The organism is Massilia yuzhufengensis, from assembly GCF_900112225.1.
Classification (GTDB): domain Bacteria; phylum Pseudomonadota; class Gammaproteobacteria; order Burkholderiales; family Burkholderiaceae_D; genus Telluria; species Telluria yuzhufengensis.
Map to the genome: position 1 here is coordinate 1 of NZ_FOLD01000003.1, position 15628 is coordinate 15628.

12 protein-coding genes are annotated in these 15628 nt (G+C 63.0%); 2 read left to right on the forward strand and 10 right to left on the reverse strand.

What is annotated here, in order from left to right:
* Nucleotides 1–123: 123 nt before the first annotated feature.
* The 10 genes from BM031_RS24905 to uraH all read right to left on the reverse strand — a co-directional run bounded on the left by BM031_RS24905 (nucleotide 124) and on the right by uraH (nucleotide 12967).
* The gene (locus BM031_RS24905) at nucleotides 124–927 is read right to left on the reverse strand and encodes a hypothetical protein (RefSeq protein ID WP_143084505.1); all 804 of its coding nucleotides are present in this window, start codon (nucleotides 925–927) and stop codon (nucleotides 124–126) included.
* 15 nt (nucleotides 928–942) lie between these two features.
* The gene (locus tag BM031_RS24910) at nucleotides 943–2514 is read right to left on the reverse strand and encodes a hypothetical protein (RefSeq protein WP_143084506.1); all 1572 of its coding nucleotides are present in this window, start codon (nucleotides 2512–2514) and stop codon (nucleotides 943–945) included.
* Between the two features lie 701 nt (nucleotides 2515–3215).
* Complete coding sequence (locus tag BM031_RS03600; protein ID WP_091871274.1) at nucleotides 3216–4451, reverse strand: type II secretion system F family protein; 1236 nt, start codon at nucleotides 4449–4451, stop codon at nucleotides 3216–3218.
* 20 nt (nucleotides 4452–4471) lie between these two features.
* Nucleotides 4472–6199 carry a type IV-A pilus assembly ATPase PilB gene (pilB, locus tag BM031_RS03605; protein ID WP_091871276.1) on the reverse strand — a complete coding sequence of 576 codons (1728 nt, stop codon included), beginning with the start codon at nucleotides 6197–6199 and terminating at the stop codon, nucleotides 4472–4474.
* A 356-nt stretch (nucleotides 6200–6555) separates the two neighbouring features.
* Nucleotides 6556–8118 (reverse strand): methyl-accepting chemotaxis protein, encoded by a 1563-nt coding sequence (locus BM031_RS03610; protein ID WP_091871279.1) that lies wholly within the window; start codon nucleotides 8116–8118, stop codon nucleotides 6556–6558.
* A 96-nt stretch (nucleotides 8119–8214) separates the two neighbouring features.
* Entirely contained in the window at nucleotides 8215–8622 is a 408-nt protein-coding gene (locus tag BM031_RS03615) for a hypothetical protein (RefSeq protein WP_091871282.1), read from the reverse strand.
* Nucleotides 8623–8631: 9 nt separating this feature from the next.
* Nucleotides 8632–9894: a porin gene (locus tag BM031_RS03620; RefSeq protein WP_091871284.1), complete on the reverse strand. Its 1263-nt coding sequence runs from the start codon at nucleotides 9892–9894 to the stop codon at nucleotides 8632–8634.
* A gap of 209 nt (nucleotides 9895–10103) precedes the next feature.
* Nucleotides 10104–10661 carry a ClpP family protease gene (locus tag BM031_RS03625; RefSeq protein WP_091871287.1) on the reverse strand — a complete coding sequence of 186 codons (558 nt, stop codon included), beginning with the start codon at nucleotides 10659–10661 and terminating at the stop codon, nucleotides 10104–10106.
* A gap of 39 nt (nucleotides 10662–10700) precedes the next feature.
* Entirely contained in the window at nucleotides 10701–12548 is a 1848-nt protein-coding gene (locus BM031_RS03630) for a DUF4153 domain-containing protein (RefSeq protein ID WP_091871289.1), read from the reverse strand.
* Nucleotides 12549–12613: 65 nt separating this feature from the next.
* Entirely contained in the window at nucleotides 12614–12967 is a 354-nt protein-coding gene (gene uraH / locus BM031_RS03635) for a hydroxyisourate hydrolase (RefSeq protein WP_091871292.1), read from the reverse strand.
* Between the two features lie 94 nt (nucleotides 12968–13061).
* On the opposite strand from uraH, the gene puuE reads away from it, so the two are divergent.
* Both puuE and xdhA read left to right on the forward strand, forming a co-directional pair.
* A complete protein-coding gene (puuE, locus tag BM031_RS03640) occupies nucleotides 13062–14003 on the forward strand; it encodes an allantoinase PuuE (RefSeq protein ID WP_091871295.1) in 942 nt (313 codons plus the stop codon).
* A gap of 140 nt (nucleotides 14004–14143) precedes the next feature.
* Nucleotides 14144–15622, forward strand: coding sequence for a xanthine dehydrogenase small subunit (xdhA, locus tag BM031_RS03645; protein WP_091871299.1), 1479 nt, complete (start codon nucleotides 14144–14146; stop codon nucleotides 15620–15622).
* Nucleotides 15623–15628: the final 6 nt, after the last annotated feature.

The window sequence follows — 15628 nt, forward strand, 5'->3', positions numbered from 1 at the left end:
GGGTCGAATCCGGTCCTTCGTGAAAGTCCGCGATTTTCGGCCCTGGCAACCTGCTATGCTTAGCTCAACGACCGGTTTCGGCCAGCCGTTTGAATTTCCATCAAGGAAGGGGTTAGGTTTCTCCTAATTAAGCTTTGGCTTTCCGACGTTCAATAGCTTTCCCATAGTAGAGGAATCATACTCTGGAATTCCCTTGCCGTTGCGGCGATTGCCATCTTGCGCGCCAAGTTCTCCCTTACCGGCTTTATGTTCACCAAGCTGTCTCCCGCTAAGCGCTTCACTAGCAGGAGGACTCCGCGAGCTGAGCATCTCCTGTTGTGCCTGGCGTGCTGAACTACGATGCTGATCAGATTCCGGTCGCGGTTCATTTGTACGCACAACGCTAATTTGCTTCTGTACTGGTGGGGCCGGGTCGAACGCGGCCGTTGACTTAGCAAGAAAAGATCCTAGTTCATATTCCTGCGCGACCGAAAACGCCTCACCGGAATTCCGTAACTCTCGCCAGCTACGCGCGACTGATATGCCATTGATGAAGAGCGATACGAACTCGGCAGCTTCGTGGCTCTGATGGTGCTCTCTTCGAAAAGCCCGGTAACCAACGTATACAGCCGAGTAAAACGGATCAGTGATCAGGTCCTGCGCAAAGCTGATCTTGTCAAATTGTTCTTGACCAATATTATTCGACAAATATAAATTTCCAGAAAAAATATGCACCATTGATGCGCTAAGCGAGATTGCGCCCAAGATGAGAGGAAAGCCTGTGGCAGTCCCCACCACAACGCAACCTCCAATCAACATGATGGATCCCAGGCCGATGGAAGTGAGGCCTTGCAACGTTCGATCGGTCGAATTCCCTGATCGCGCACCCTCCAAGAACAGGCCCGTTGCCAACGGTCCGCCCGGACGAATTATTCGTTTCATTCTCATTATCTCGCTCCCGGCCTATATCGATTTAATGAAAGCACGAATGCGAATTGCTAGTAACACTTCGTCAATCTTACTGCGCTTTGCCGCGGCCAAAATAGCTTGGGGCCGGGCTCGAATACTCCTTTGGGAAATTCGAATTTTCCATAGCGTGTCAGGTTTAAGGTTATGAATGGCGTCCGAATATACTAAGTCACTATCATTGCTTGGTCCCGACTGGGATGCCAGCTTGATGCGACCGATTGTGACTGGGGGACGTTTAAAAATAGGAGCTCCCGCCACTGAAAGCGAAGCGACGGTGATTCTTCCACTATACACCTGCAAAACGGCCTCCTCGCCAGGTGTGGCCATACTGACGAGCAAGCCGACTCCAATCATCCGAACGCGATCCAAGTCCAATATCTCGCCTCCGTAGTCCTCGAACAACATTTCCTTAGTAAGCTTAAACTCAAAGATGCCCGATCCATCATCTAGGGCTGTTGTGTATTGAGCGGCCGACACCAGCGGTTTTCGTGTGCCGTCGAGGTTGGCAAGAATTTCTTGGCGTAAAGGTATAAGAACGGTGAACTCCGTCTCGTGCTGCGCGGCCGCCTCCATCAAATCGATCGAATTCCTGCACCAAGCGACAAGCGCGTCAACGACGTCGCCTGCAGTAACCTGCTCTTGACTGAATTCTGCAAGAATCTTTTCCCGGTAGGGTGATAGCAAAAACTGTTTCTCCGACCACTTCCGAATAGTGTCGTCCGTGGTATCCGAAGTAAATAGTTCGAGTTCCGAGTTGGGGCCGTACAGTTCGGTAAATGCAAGGGACGCAGCATAACTACGCTGGTACGCTTCACCCAAGCTCTCCATGTAGTACGGAAGTAGTCGTAAGTAACGTTCTTTAAAGTTTTTCGCACTTCCTTGTTGGAGAAGTTCAGCTTTGTGCGCGCTTAAGCTATTCCTTGCGATAACCATATTCGACAACGCAGCATCATGTTGTACCGCGTTGAAGTTGGCGAAATTTTTTGCAGCATCGGCATCGGCTAGCGTGCGTTCACTTTCGACGGTTTTTTTGTTTTCCACTCCCGCTGCGATTCGATAAGCTTCGGATAAAGCTTCAGCAGCCGGTTCCGATGAGCTGTTGGCGATGACATATTCAGCTACTTGCAAGGATTGCAGTCCTTGCTGATAGTGCAGGCCCTCATTCACAGCCGCAATTTCTAACGCGGCGAGCTCATTCCGAAATCTAAGTGCGTCGTCAAGCAACGAACTGGCGATCGACAAATTCTGCTCTACTTGCCTCGGGTCGAATTTTGGTTCACCTTTGGCTGCAATCTTGTTCCAATTTTGTCCAGCCGTTCGTACCGCAATCGAAGAAAGACTAGCCACGTCTTTATCAAAAACTTGTAGCCACTTGCGGAGATCCTTATCCTCTTCAACAAAAGACTTAGTCAATTCTTCACGGATCGTCCGAAAGTCGCTGCCTTTTGCACTTTTTATTTGTGGAAGGGATTTGTTTCTTGCCGCTGCGGATGCGGCCCCCGAAGTAACGGCTGCGGCGCCAATCGCACCAGTAGCACCTAGCAAAAAATTGCGTCGATCTTTCATCGGATTAGTCCCCAATATTCAAGTGAAATTTCGTGTTTGCATTATGACATTGCTAATTTATCACTGCACGAAATATTTCGCGACGGCTTTGTTCACTTGAGAGGCTTAACTTGAATCGATGCCAACCATGCGGACATTCACTTAGAGACGTTCGACGGCTCAGATGCATAGTGGGAACCAATCCGAGGCTTGTTCGCCATTTTCGCCCGGTGGGCGGGTCAAGTTCCAGTACCGTGCGGACTGTCTGACCACGGTAGACCGTTACCAACTCGCTCATGAGACTTCCCGGACGATCTGCGGGTAGGTCCTAAGGCGCTTGACCAGGCGCTCACCGTCCAGCATCAGGGGGCGTACGCCAGCGGCTACCATGGCGCCCTCTTAGTCGCGGCAAATAGCTGCAGCTTAGGGGCAGGCGGAGCTCATGGGCTTCTGCCTATCTGCGGACGTCGGCTTTGGGTCGATAGCGGACGTAGACGAACACAGCCGTAGCACTAACGTATTTGCCGCTCTCTGGATAAGTGGCGAGTTAAGGAAGCTCTGCAATCAGGATAGCAATAATCTCATGAGGCGCTACGCTAGGCAGTAGTTCTACCTCAGCTGAGGTAGACCTACTGCGAATTACATGAGAGCGACTGCAAACTCACTGCGAAGTTTTCTGAGACACTGCGAAGTATTCCGAGAACCCACAGCTGGAGCAACCCTTACACCACCGCCCCCAGCTTGAAGATCGGCATATACATCGCAATCACCAGGCCGCCGATCAGCACGCCCAGGATCACCATGATCAGCGGCTCCATCAGCGAGGACAGCGCGGCCACTGCTTCATCGACTTCCTCCTCGAAGAAATCGGCCACCTTGCCCAGCATGGCGTCGAGCGAGCCGGATTCCTCGCCGATCTGCACCATCTGGATCACCATGTTCGGGAACACGTTCACGTTCTGCATCGAGATGGTCAGGCTGGTGCCGGTGCTGACCTCGGTCTGGATCTTGCGGGTCGCTTCCAGGTAGACGTTGTTGCCCGAGGCGCCGCCGACTGAATCGAGCGCTTCCACCAGCGGCACGCCGGCCGCGAACATGGTCGACAGGGTGCGGGTCCAGCGCGCGATGGTCGCCTTGCGGATCACGGCCCCGAAGATCGGCAGGCGCAGCAGGATGCGGTCCATCGCCTGCTGCATCTTGAGCGAGCGGCGCCAGGCCTGGAAGAAGAAATAGAAGCCGGCGAAGATCGAGCCGAAGATCATGTACCACCAGGTGACGAAGAATTCCGAGATCGCCATCACGATCAGGGTCGGCGCCGGCAGGTCGGCGCCGAAGCTCTTGAACACTTCCTTGAAGGCCGGCACCACCCAGATCATGATGACCGCGGTCACCACGAAGGCGATCGCGATGATCGAGATCGGGTACATCAGGGCCGACTTGATCTTGGCCTTGATCGCCAGCGTCTTTTCCTTGTAGATCGCCAGCCGCGTGAGCAGGTCTTCCAGGATGCCGGCCTGTTCGCCGGCGCCCACCAGGTTGCAGAACAGCGGGTCGAAATACAGTGGGTACTTGCGGAACGCATTGTTCAGGCTGGTGCCGGTCTCGACGTCGTTGCGCAGGTCCATGATCAGCTTGGACATGGACGGGTTCGAATGGCCCTTGCCGACGATGTCGAAGGCCTGCAGCAGCGGCACGCCGGCCTTCATCATGGTGGCGAGCTGGCGCGTGAACAGGGTCAGGTCCTTGTCGGTGATCTTCTTGCCGCTGCGGTAGGCCTTCTTCTTGACCTTGGTGACCAAAATGCCCTGGCGGCGCAGCGTGACGTTGACGATCGCCTCGCCGCCGGCGCGCAGTTCGCCGCGCACGGTCTTGCCGGTGCGGTCCTTGCCTTCCCAGGCATAGACCTTTTCCTTGACCTGGGCGCCGCCCTGGTTCTTGGTGGGTAAGAGGCTTGCCATATCGTCCTTAAATTCCCTTGCTACTCGTTGGTGCAGCCGAGCACTTCTTCGAGGCTGGTCAGCCCCTGTTTCACTTTCATCAGGCCCGAGCGGCGCAGCGAGTTCACGCCATCCTTCTCGGCCTGGGCGGCGATGTCCATCGAGTTGCCGTGCGCCAGGATCAGCGCTTCGATGGCGGGCGTGATCGGCATGATCTGGTAGATGCCGACCCGGCCCTTGTAGCCCGAGCCGAGGCAGCGGTCACAGCCGGCGGGGCCGTAGGGTTTCCAGCTGCCATCCAGGTCGGTATCGCGGTAGCCGGCCGCGACCAGGGCTTCGCGCCCGATCTCGATGGGCTGCTTGCAGGCGCACAGGCGGCGCGCCAGGCGCTGGGCCGTGATCAGGATCACCGACGAGGCGATATTGAAGGGCGCCACGCCCATATTCATGAGGCGCGTCAGGGTCGACGGCGCGTCGTTGGTGTGCAGGGTCGAGAACACCATGTGGCCGGTCTGGGCGGCCTTGATCGCGATGTCGGCGGTTTCCAGGTCGCGGATCTCGCCGACCATGATGATGTCGGGATCCTGGCGCAGGAAGGATTTCAGGGCCACCGGGAAGGTCAGGCCGGCCTTGTCGTTGACGTTGACCTGGTTCACGCCGGGCAGGTTGATCTCGGCCGGGTCTTCCGCGGTCGAGATATTGATACCCGGCTTGTTCAATACGTTCAGGCAGGTGTACAGCGACACCGTCTTGCCGGAACCGGTGGGGCCGGTGACCAGCACCATGCCGTAGGGGCGCGAAATGGCGTCGAGCAGCAGCGCCTTCTGGTCGGCGTCATAGCCGAGCGCGTCGATGCCCATCTGGGCCTGGGTCGCGTCCAGGATACGCATGACGGTCTTCTCGCCGAACAGTGTGGGCAGGGTGCTCACGCGCAGGTCGATGGTGCGGGTCGGGCCCATGACCAGGCGCATGCGGCCGTCCTGGGGCACGCGCTTTTCCGAGATGTCGAGCTTGGCCAGCACCTTGATGCGCGAGACCAGCTTTTCGCGGATCGACAGCGGCGGCGACGCATGGTCGCGCAGCACGCCGTCCACCCGCAGGCGGATCCGGTAGTATTTTTCGTAGGGCTCGAAGTGGATGTCCGAGGCGCCCAGCTGCACTGCATCCATCAGGATCTTGTTCAGGAAGCGCACGATCGGCGCGTCCTCGACGTCGTTGGTCGCGTCCGGCGCCGTGCTCGCCTGGGCTTCTTCTTCGGCGAACTCGATTTCCGCTTCTTCGCCGGCCAGGTCGTTCAGGCTCTGCTCGGCGTTCTTGGCCAGGCTGGCCAGCAGCTTGACCAGCACGTCGTGGGCGACGATCACCGGCTCGACCGACGCTTCGCTCTGGAACTTGATCTGGTCCAGGGCCTGGGTATTGGTCGGGTCGGACAGCGCCACCGACATCTTGTTGCCGCGCTTGGCCAGCGCAATGACGCGCTGGGCCTGCATCAGCCTGGCGTCGATGGCGGTCAGCGGGATCGCTTCGGGCGAGAAGCTCGACAGGTCGAGCAGCGGATAACCGAAGGTCTCGGCGCAGAAGCTGGCCAGGGTGGCGGAGTCGATCAGGCCGCTTTCGAGCAGGGCGTCGATGAAGGCGGTCTTGTCGAGGGCCGCTTTCTTGTGCAGCGCATCGGCCTGTCCCGGGCTCAGCCGGCTCGCCTGCACGAGCGCGCGCGCCAGGCCCGACAGGGGCGCGCCAGTGATCGTGTTCGGGAGGACTGCTGCCATAAGAGAGCGCTAAGGGAGAGCTGTGAAAACGGGGCGGACGACCCGGGAAGGATAATCTCGATGATGCCTACGAGCATCAAATTTGTAAAGGATTTGCTCCCGCGTAGATGCGTGCGCGCCACGGCTACGCCTTGGCAAGGGGTGTTTTATGGCCCAGCCGACAATGCCTGTGGTTGGGCCGACAAGCATTATGGTTCAGGCGACAAGCATACGCCTTGATGGCGGCGGGTGAGGGGGTTGATGGGGTGCACGCTGTGTGCGGTGTGCTGGCAAGATTAGGTACCGGCGAAGGCCGGTACCTAAGTCCGTAGCAAACCACCACAGCAAGCGGTAGCCGCTACGTACATATATAAAACTTACTGCAACGCCAACCTGCGCGCCGCCCCCGCCATCACCGGCGTGCCCGGCTCCAGCTTGAACACCGACAGCGCCCCGGTCAGCTGGGTGGTCTGCTCGGTCAGCGACTCCGCCGCCGCCGACGCTTCTTCCACCAGCGCCGAGTTCTGCTGGGTCATCTCGTCGATGCTGCCGATGGCGCGGCCGATTTCGTCGATGCCGGTGCTCTGGCGGGCGCCGGCGGCGCTGATTTCCATCATGATGGTCTGCACCTTGCGCACCGATTCAACGATCTGGCCCATGGTCACGCCGGCTTCGTCCACCAGCGCGCTGCCGGCGCTGACCTTGGCGACCGAGTCGCCGATCAGTTCCTTGATTTCCTTGGCTGCCGCCGCCGAGCGCTGGGCCAGGTTGCGCACCTCGCCGGCCACGACCGCGAAGCCGCGGCCCTGTTCGCCGGCGCGCGCCGCTTCCACCGCCGCGTTCAGCGCCAGGATGTTGGTCTGGAAGGCGATGCCGTCGATGACCGAGATGATCTCGACGATCTTCTTGGCCGAGCTGTTGATGTCGCCCATGGTGGTCACCACGCCACCCACCACCTGGCCGCCGCGGGTGGCGATATTGGTTGCCGTCTCCACCAGCGTGTTGGCCTGGCTGGCGGCGGTGGCGTTTTCGCGCACGGCGCCGGTCAGCTCTTCCATCGAGCGGGTGGTGCGGTCCAGGCTCGAGGCCTGCGATTCGGTGCGGCGCGCCAGGTCGGCGTTGCCGCTGGCGATTTCCGAGCTGGCCATGGCGATGGTGTCGGCCGACGCCTTGATCTCGGCCACCAGGGTCGCCAGGCGGCCGCGCATGTCCTTCAGGGCCACCAGCAGGCTGCCGGTGTCGCCGGCTTCGATGCGGATCTCGGTCGACAGGTCGCCGGCGGCCACGGCCTGGGCGATCTCGCGTGCGTATTCCGGTTCGCCGCCCAGCTGCTGCCAGATGGTGCGCACCACGAACCAGGACACCACCGCCAGGCAGGCGATGACGACCAGCGCGGTGACGATCATCGAGATCATCACCTGGTTCACGCTGTCCTTGCTGGCCTCGATGCCGGCCGCGAACTGGCGCTGGGCCGTTTCGTTGACCTTGGCCAGGTCGCCGGTCAGGGTGGCCATGGTCGACTGCATCTTGCCGACCACGGCTTGCGGATCGCCCTGTTCCATTTCGAGCATGATGCGCGCGGCCGACAGGGCCGGCGCGTAGTAGGCGTCGAATTCCTTGGCCAGGCGGGCGCCGGTGTCTTGCTGGCCCGGGATCTGGCTGAATTTCTGCAGCTTGGCGCGCAGCTTGACCGCCTGCTCGCCCACTTCGTTGATCTTGTCCTTGTCGCCTTCGGCGACAGCGTCCTGCAGGCCGCCGGTAATGGCGGCCACGTCCAGGATGAGTGCCTTGGAGGCATCGAGCACCGGGTAGTCGACGCTGGCGGTCGTGGTGATCGAGTTCAGTGCGCCGTTCGCGATCATCGCGCTGGCGCCGGCGCCGAGGCCGAAAATAATGGCGGAAATGACGGGCAGTGCCCAGATCCTGCGCTTGATGCTCATTATGATGTCTCCAGAATGCAGAAACCGCCGGCGGCGTCGAGGCCGGCGGCGGGTGCTACCTAGTCATGCAAACGCCGGCCCACGCGGGCCTGGCGCTTACTGTGCGGTGTAGACGACCTTGACGCTGCCGTCGACCGCGCTCTTGTCGATATAGCCGATCGCCTTCGGGTTGGCGGCGACGGCGGCCTTCACGGCGGCGCTGTCGGCGACTTCCTTGGGCATCGTGGCCTTGCCGGTGAAGACCAGCTTGGACCACAGGGCCTTGGCCTGGGCCGCATCCTTGTCCGCGACCTTTTTATAGAACTCGGTGCGGATGGCGCTGGCGTCGGCCTGGTCGATCGGAGTCATGCTGGACGACTTGCCGAGGAAGAACTGGGCGACCTGCTCCTTGCTCATCGTGGCTTCGGCGGCTTTCGGGTTCACCACCACGACCACTTCGGCCATGGCCGGGGCAACGGCGCCCAGTGCAGCGACGGCGAACAGGCTTGCGAGAATCTTGTTCATGGCCGCTCCTTAGAAGACGAAATCGAGGGCGACGGCGCCGACGGTCACGGTGTCGTTGAAACCCGGCTGCGGGTTCGTGAACAGGCCGGTGCCGTTCTTCGGCTTGACGCGGTCGACCTGTGCCTTCAGCGCGACCGAGCTGGCGAAGTCCCAGCGCACGCCGATGGTGTTGGTCGACTGCTCGCCCTGGCCCACGCCGGTGTTCGACAGGCGGCGTACGCCGGCGCCGAGCGCCTGCAGCGTCGGGGTGCAGGCGGCAGGATAGCCGGCCGGGCAGGCTGCCGGGACGGTGTTGGCCACGGTGCCGTCGATCTTCAGGCGGCTGTGGCTGACGTAGGGCATGAACTTGCCGATGCGGTAGCCACCCATCACGTACCAGGCGCTGGTGTCGTTGATATAGGCTTTGGTCTTGCGTTTGGCGAACTCGGTCTGGACGACGATGTCGTTCCAGTCCATCGCCAGTCCCAGCGAGCTGAAGGTGGCGCGCTTTTCACTCACTTCGATCTCGGCTGCCAGCGGCGCCAGCTGAGCGAAGCGGTAGCCCGCGCCGGCTGTGCGCAGCCCGCCGAGCAGGGTGTTCAGGGACACCGAATCGTCGATGCTGACCTTGGCGGTCGCATGACCGGCGCGCACCGTGAACGGGCCGTGTTCGGCGCTCACGTTCAGGGCGGCGATACCCTTGCCCTTGATGTGGATGCCGCCCGATACCGGCGACTTCACATTGCCGTAGGCCAGCTGGGTGGTCACGCTGGTGTCGCCGAAGGCGTGCTGCCAGGTGATGTCCGCACCGTCGATGCTGTTGAACGGCACCTGCGAATACACTTCCGCCGGCGGGCGCAGCATGTGGTTGGCGTAGCCGACGTTGCGGTAGTCCGAAATCATGAACACCGGCAGGCCGACACGGCCGACGCGCACGCTCAGTTCATCCGAGATGCGGGCTTTGGCGAAGGCCCAGCTCAGTTCGGCGCCGTAGCTGTCTTCGGCATCCTTGCGCACCAGGCCCTGGGCGGTCAGCGACAGCCAGCTGTTGACCGGCATGTCGGCCTGCAGGCCGAGGTTCGAGTCGACGCCGGTGCGGATGTTGTTCGAGGAGCCGGAAGCCTGGTTCGGGCGAGCGAACTCGGCCTTGTCGGTATCGGCCCAGGTCAGGGCGCCGGTGCCGAAGCCACTGATTTTTACGGCAGGAAAGCCCGCGCTGTCCTGCGCATGGGCGGTCGTTGCTGCCAGCGGAAGCGCCAGCAGGGTAGCAATCACACGTTTTTTGGTAATCATTTTTTGATGCGCTAAAAATTGCGTACAGCTGCTTGGGAAGGGCGGCGCTGACAAAGCAGCAAGCTGGCAACGCCGTAAACACTGGAAATCATTCTATCCAGTGAGCAATTTTCCCGGCAACAAAAATGATGACAATTGGTGACAATTGGGTAGCAAACTCTCTTTTGGCGTTGCGCAATTGAAACAGCGCGTTGTCAATTAAACCAAGGTTAATTCCACCAGTGACAAGTGCTTCCTGCCGGCGGCAGCTCGGCCTGCCTGGCTTCGTCGACGATGCCCGCTTGCACCGCTTGCTGGGCGTCGAAGATGCGGGCGTTGCCCGTGAGGTTGTGCCGGATATCGGTGGCCGGACCGGCCGCAGTGGTGGCCTCGAGAAAGATGCTGGCGTAGCGCTCGGCGTCGAAATCGAGGCAGTCGCGCCATTCGGAGACGCGGGCGTGGTCGGCCGCGACCAGGCTGCCGAAGCCCCAGTGCAGCGGGTGGACCAGGAAGCGGGTGCCGGGGCAGGCGTAGCGCTTGTGCCCGGCCAGGAAGATGACGACGGCGATCGACTCGACGCTGCCGATGTTGTGGGTGGTGAGTGGGACCGGCAGCGATTTGAGGAAGAAGTACAGGGCGAAGCCAGCCGTCATGTTGCCGCCTTCGCTGGACATGTGCAGCTCGATCTCGGTGGCGCCGCTCTGCACTGCCTGCAGGCACAGGTTGCGCACCGCGCAGGCGGAAGTGTGGTTGATCGGTCCGATGAAATGAACGATGTGCAAGGCCATGTGGGCTCCCCGACGCGGTAAGCCCAAGCATAGCGCGATTTACTGCCGCGCAGCGTCCGGCTGGACCGGCGCGGGGACGGGCGCCGGCGCGGCCGCTTCGCCATTCCTGCAGTCGCGCTGCAGGTCGAAGGATTCCCGCATCGGGACGCGCTGGCCGGCGATCTCCAGGTCGTCCCAGGCCGCCGGCGCGCGCCGCACTTCGCCCGCGCGCCAGGCCTGGCGCAGGCGCGGGCAGTCGGCCAGGCGCGGCTGCAGGGCGCCGGCCACCGTCCAGTAGCCGTCGCTGTCTTCCTGCAGCACCGCGCCCTGGAAAGCGCCGACCAGCACCACTTCCGGCGTGGGACTGCCGCCGAGGTCGAGCATGAAGGCGTCGCACATCGCGCCGCGCTCGCGCAGGCAGCCGGGCGTGCCGCTCACCTGCGACCAGTTCATCTTGAGGAAGCTGGCCGGCAGGCGCGCGCCCTTGGGCCAGACCCGCAGGCTCTCGGCCAGCACCGGCGGGTCCTGCATTACGTTTTCCCACTGCGGATAGCGCTCCTTGCGCACCGCTGCGATGCGCAGCCGCAGCAGCGGATTGTCCGGGCGCGCCGTGTCCGCTTCCAGCCGCAGCAGGGCTTCGCGGCCGTAGCGGGCGCCCTGGAAATGCAGGTAGCGCGCATCAAACGTCGCGGCCGAGACCTGGCCCGATTCGAGCCGCGCCAGCTGGTCGTTCACCGAGATGCGGTCCGGGTCGCCCAGCGGCGAGAACAGCACCAGCAGCACGCCGATCACGACGAAGGCAGCCGCGATATTGACCCCGGCGAGCGAACGCAGCCAGCCCTTGCGCATGGCGGCGGCCGCATAGCCGCCCGCATAGCAGGCCGCTACCAGCATGCAGGCGGCCGCCAGCACCCGGTCGCCGGTCCAGCCATGGTCGCCCACGCGCAGGGCCAGCGCGTACACGGACAAGGCCACCACCGGCACCAGCAGCACGGCGGCGATGCGCGCCGACAGCGCCACCACGCGCGCGGCCGGCGCGTCGCCGTTCTGCCAGGCGGCGTTGACCAGCACCACGAAGGCGGCGGCCGCGCCGAGCAGCACGGCGGCGGCGCGGCGCGTGGCCCACAATGGTTCCAGGCCCGTGAACAGCAGGCTGGCCAGGAAACCGAGCACCAGCAGCGTGAGCACCGGCAGGATCCAGGACAGCAGCACCAGCAGCAGGTTGCGGATGCCGCGCACGATCGCCGGGCGCACGTCGGTCAGGTGCATGGCGCAGGCGAAGGCAAAGGTGGTGACCGGGATCGAGAACCAGGATTGCGCGATCGCCTTGCTGAGGAAGTCGAGTTTAATCAGCAGGAACAGCTGGGCGCCGAGCTGCAGCACCAGCCAGGTCACGCCCACGAACAGGCCGCTGAAAGCCAGCTGCACGCCCAGCTTCCAGGCCGTCTCGAAATAGCTGGCATAGCTGGCGATGCGCCGGCCTTCCTGGGCGCCGGACAGCACCAGCGCATGGGCGATGAAGAAGCCGGCCGCCAGGAACAGGCACAGCTCGGGCGAAGGTTCCGGCCCGCGCGGCGCGGGCGACGGGCGCCAGGCGCCTTCCATGCGCCAGGCGTCGTAGCAGGCGAGGGCGGCGATGATGGCGGCGCCGGCGGCGACCCACAGCAGCAGCTGGCGCCGCGTCATGTGGCCCAGGCCGCTGATGGCGATGACCGGCACGATCACGGCCACCATCAGCAGCGGCAGGAACAGCAGCGGCCGGGTGGCCGGCCAGGCCAGGTCCATCGCGGCGCTGTAGAGCAGGTAGAGCACCAGTCCCTGGACCAGCCCGATGCCGATGCGGCTGACGGCGATGCCCGGCGCGGCGGGCAGGTCAAGCGGGTCGGCGGGGGCGGTGGATACGTGCATGGGGGGCCAGCTCCAGGTTGTTGTTGAGCAAATAATACTTCTGTTCAACTTGGAGTGCCACCAATTTAACTTCCGCGGTAAGTCGACCAGGACCAGGGCGTCATCACCAGCGGCACATGGTAGTTCTGCCCGGCGTCGGCGATGCCGAAGGCGATGGTGACGCGGTCGAGGAAGCGCGGCGCGGGCAGGTCCACGCCCTGGGCGGCGAAATAGTCGCCGGCGTGGAATACCAGTTCGTACTGGCCTGTCTGCAGCTGTGCGCCTTCCAGCAGCGGGGCGCCGCAGCGGCCGTCGTCGTTGGTGACGTCGGACTTGATCAGGGTGCGCCCGCCCGGGGCGATGCCGTAGAGCTCGACCCGTACGCCGGCGCCGGGGCGGCCGTGGGCGGTGTCGAGGACGTGGGTGGAGAGTTTGCCCATATGCTTGCGCTGAAGTGGAGTATGCGGCCAATCATATACGCTTGTGCTTCCTGCAATATATGATCGCCGATATACCCGCCTTTTTCCGGACCCCATGGACACCTACAGCAACTACCCGCGCGACCTGGCCGGCTACGGCCGCAACCCGCCCCATCCCCAGTGGCCCGGCCAGGCCAGGGTGGCGCTGCAGTTCGTGCTCAACTACGAGGAAGGCGGTGAAAATTCCGTGCTGCACGGCGACGCGGGTTCGGAAACCTTCCTGTCCGAGATCATCGGCGCGGCCAGCTTCCCGATGCGCCACATGAGCATGGAGTCGCTCTACGAATACGGTTCGCGCGCCGGCCTGTGGCGGGTGCTGCGCCTGTTCGAGGAGCGCGGCCTGCCGCTGACGGTGTTCGGGGTGGCGATGGCGCTCAAGCGCAACCCCGAGGCCGTCAGCGCTTTCCGCGAGCTGGGCCACGAAATCGCCTGCCACGGCCTGCGCTGGATCTCCTACCAGCACGCCGACGAAGACACTGAACGGGCGCACATGGCGCAAGCCGTGCAGATCATGCGCGAGCTCACCGGAGAAGCGCCGCTGGGCTGGTACACCGGGCGCGATTCGCCCAATACGCGCCGGCTGGTGGTCGAGCATGGCGGCTTCGCCTACGACGCCGACCATTACGGCGACGACCTGCCGTTCTGGGAGCGCGTGAGCATGGGCGACGCAAGCGTGCGGCCGCACCTGGTGGTGCCCTATACCCTGGACACCAACGACATGCGCTTCGCCGCCATGCAGGGGTTCAATTCGGGCACCCAGTTCTATGACTACCTGAAGGATGCCTTCGACGTGCTGTACGCGGAAGGCGACCCGAACGGGCTGAACCAGCCGAAGATGCTGTCGATCGGGCTCCACTGCCGGCTGGTGGGGCGGCCGGCGCGGGCGGCGGCGCTGGCGCGCTTCCTCGATTACGTGGGCAGCTTCCAGCATGTATGGATCACGCGCCGCATCGATATCGCCAATCACTGGAAATCGGTGCATCCTTTCCTAGAATGAAAGAGCAGGCGGATTCATTAGGTATGCTTATAAATAGATAAGCGATATATTCAAAACCTTATAAGTCACGCTGCCCCGGGTGGTAGCCTTCCGCCCTTCGCCCTTGTCGCACCGCCAGTCACGTAGAGAGACGCGCCACCATGCCAGACCCGATCCGATTCTATTACCGCGGGGCCGTCCAGGAAGTCCGGGACGTGCCGCCCACGCAAACCATCCTGCAGCACCTGCGGGAAGACCTGCATTGCACCGGCACCAAGGAAGGCTGCGCCGAGGGCGACTGCGGGGCCTGCACGGTGGTGATCGGCTCGCTGGAAGACGGCAAGCTGGAACTCAAGGCCGTCAACTCCTGCATCCAGTTTACCCCCACCCTCGACGGCAAGGCCCTGTTTACGGTGGAAGACCTGCAGCAGCAGGACGGCAGCCTGCACCCGGTGCAGCAGGCGCTGGTCGAATGCCATGGCTCGCAGTGCGGCTTCTGCACGCCGGGCTTTGCGATGTCGCTGTGGGGCATGTACCTGAAGCAGGAAAGCCACGGGCTTTCCGGGCGCCAGCCCTCGCGCTGCCAGATCGACGACGCGCTGTCGGGCAACCTGTGCCGCTGCACCGGCTATCGCCCGATCATCGACGCCGCCCGCCGCATGGTCGAGCTTCCCGCCGCCGCCTTCGATCGCGCCGCGCTGGCCGAACGCCTGCAGGCGCTGCAGCGCGCGCACGGGTTCAGCTACGAAGCCAGGGGTGGGCGCTTCCACGCACCGCGCACGCTCGAGGAACTGGTGCGGCTGCGCACGGAGCACCCTGCCGCGCTGCTGCTGGCCGGGTCGACCGATGTCGGCCTGTGGGTCACCAAGCACATGCGCGAGCTGGACGACATCATCTACCTGGGCCAGGTCGAGGCACTCAAGACCGTCAGCGAGGCGGGCGGAATGCTGGAGATCGGCGCCGGCGTCACGCTGAGCGACGCCTACGCGGCCGTGTGCCGCCACTATCCGGATGAACTGGCCGAGATGTGGCAGCGCTTCGCCTCGCTCCCGATCCGCAATGCCGGGACCCTGGGCGGCAACGTCGCCAACGGCTCGCCGATCGGCGATTCGATGCCGTGGCTGATCGCGCTCGGCGCCCAGGTGCTGCTGCGCGGCGCCGGCGGCGAACGACAGCTCGCGCTGGAAGATCTTTACCTGGGCTACCAGCAGAAAGACCTGCGTGCGGACGAATTCGTGCAGGCGCTGCGCATCCCGCTGCCGCGCGCGGGTGTGCAGTTCCGTACCTACAAACTGGCCAAGCGCTTCGACCAGGATATCTCGGCCGTGTGCGCGGCGTTTACCGTGACCCTGGACGGCGACCTCGTGGCCAGTGCCCGCATCGCCTTCGGCGGCATGGCCGCCACCCCGAAACGCGCCGCCGCGGCGGAAGCGGCCTTGATCGGCCAGCCGTGGAATGAAGCGTCCCTGCGCGCCGCGATGGCCGCGATGGGGCAGGATTACGCGCCGCTGAGCGACATGCGCGCTTCCAGCGGCTACCGGCTGCAGGCCGCGCAGAACCTGCTGCGCCGCTTCTGGCTTGAAACCCGCACCGACCATCCGCTGCCGGCCAGCGCTGTCAACGCCTTCGCGGCCGGCTGAGAGGAG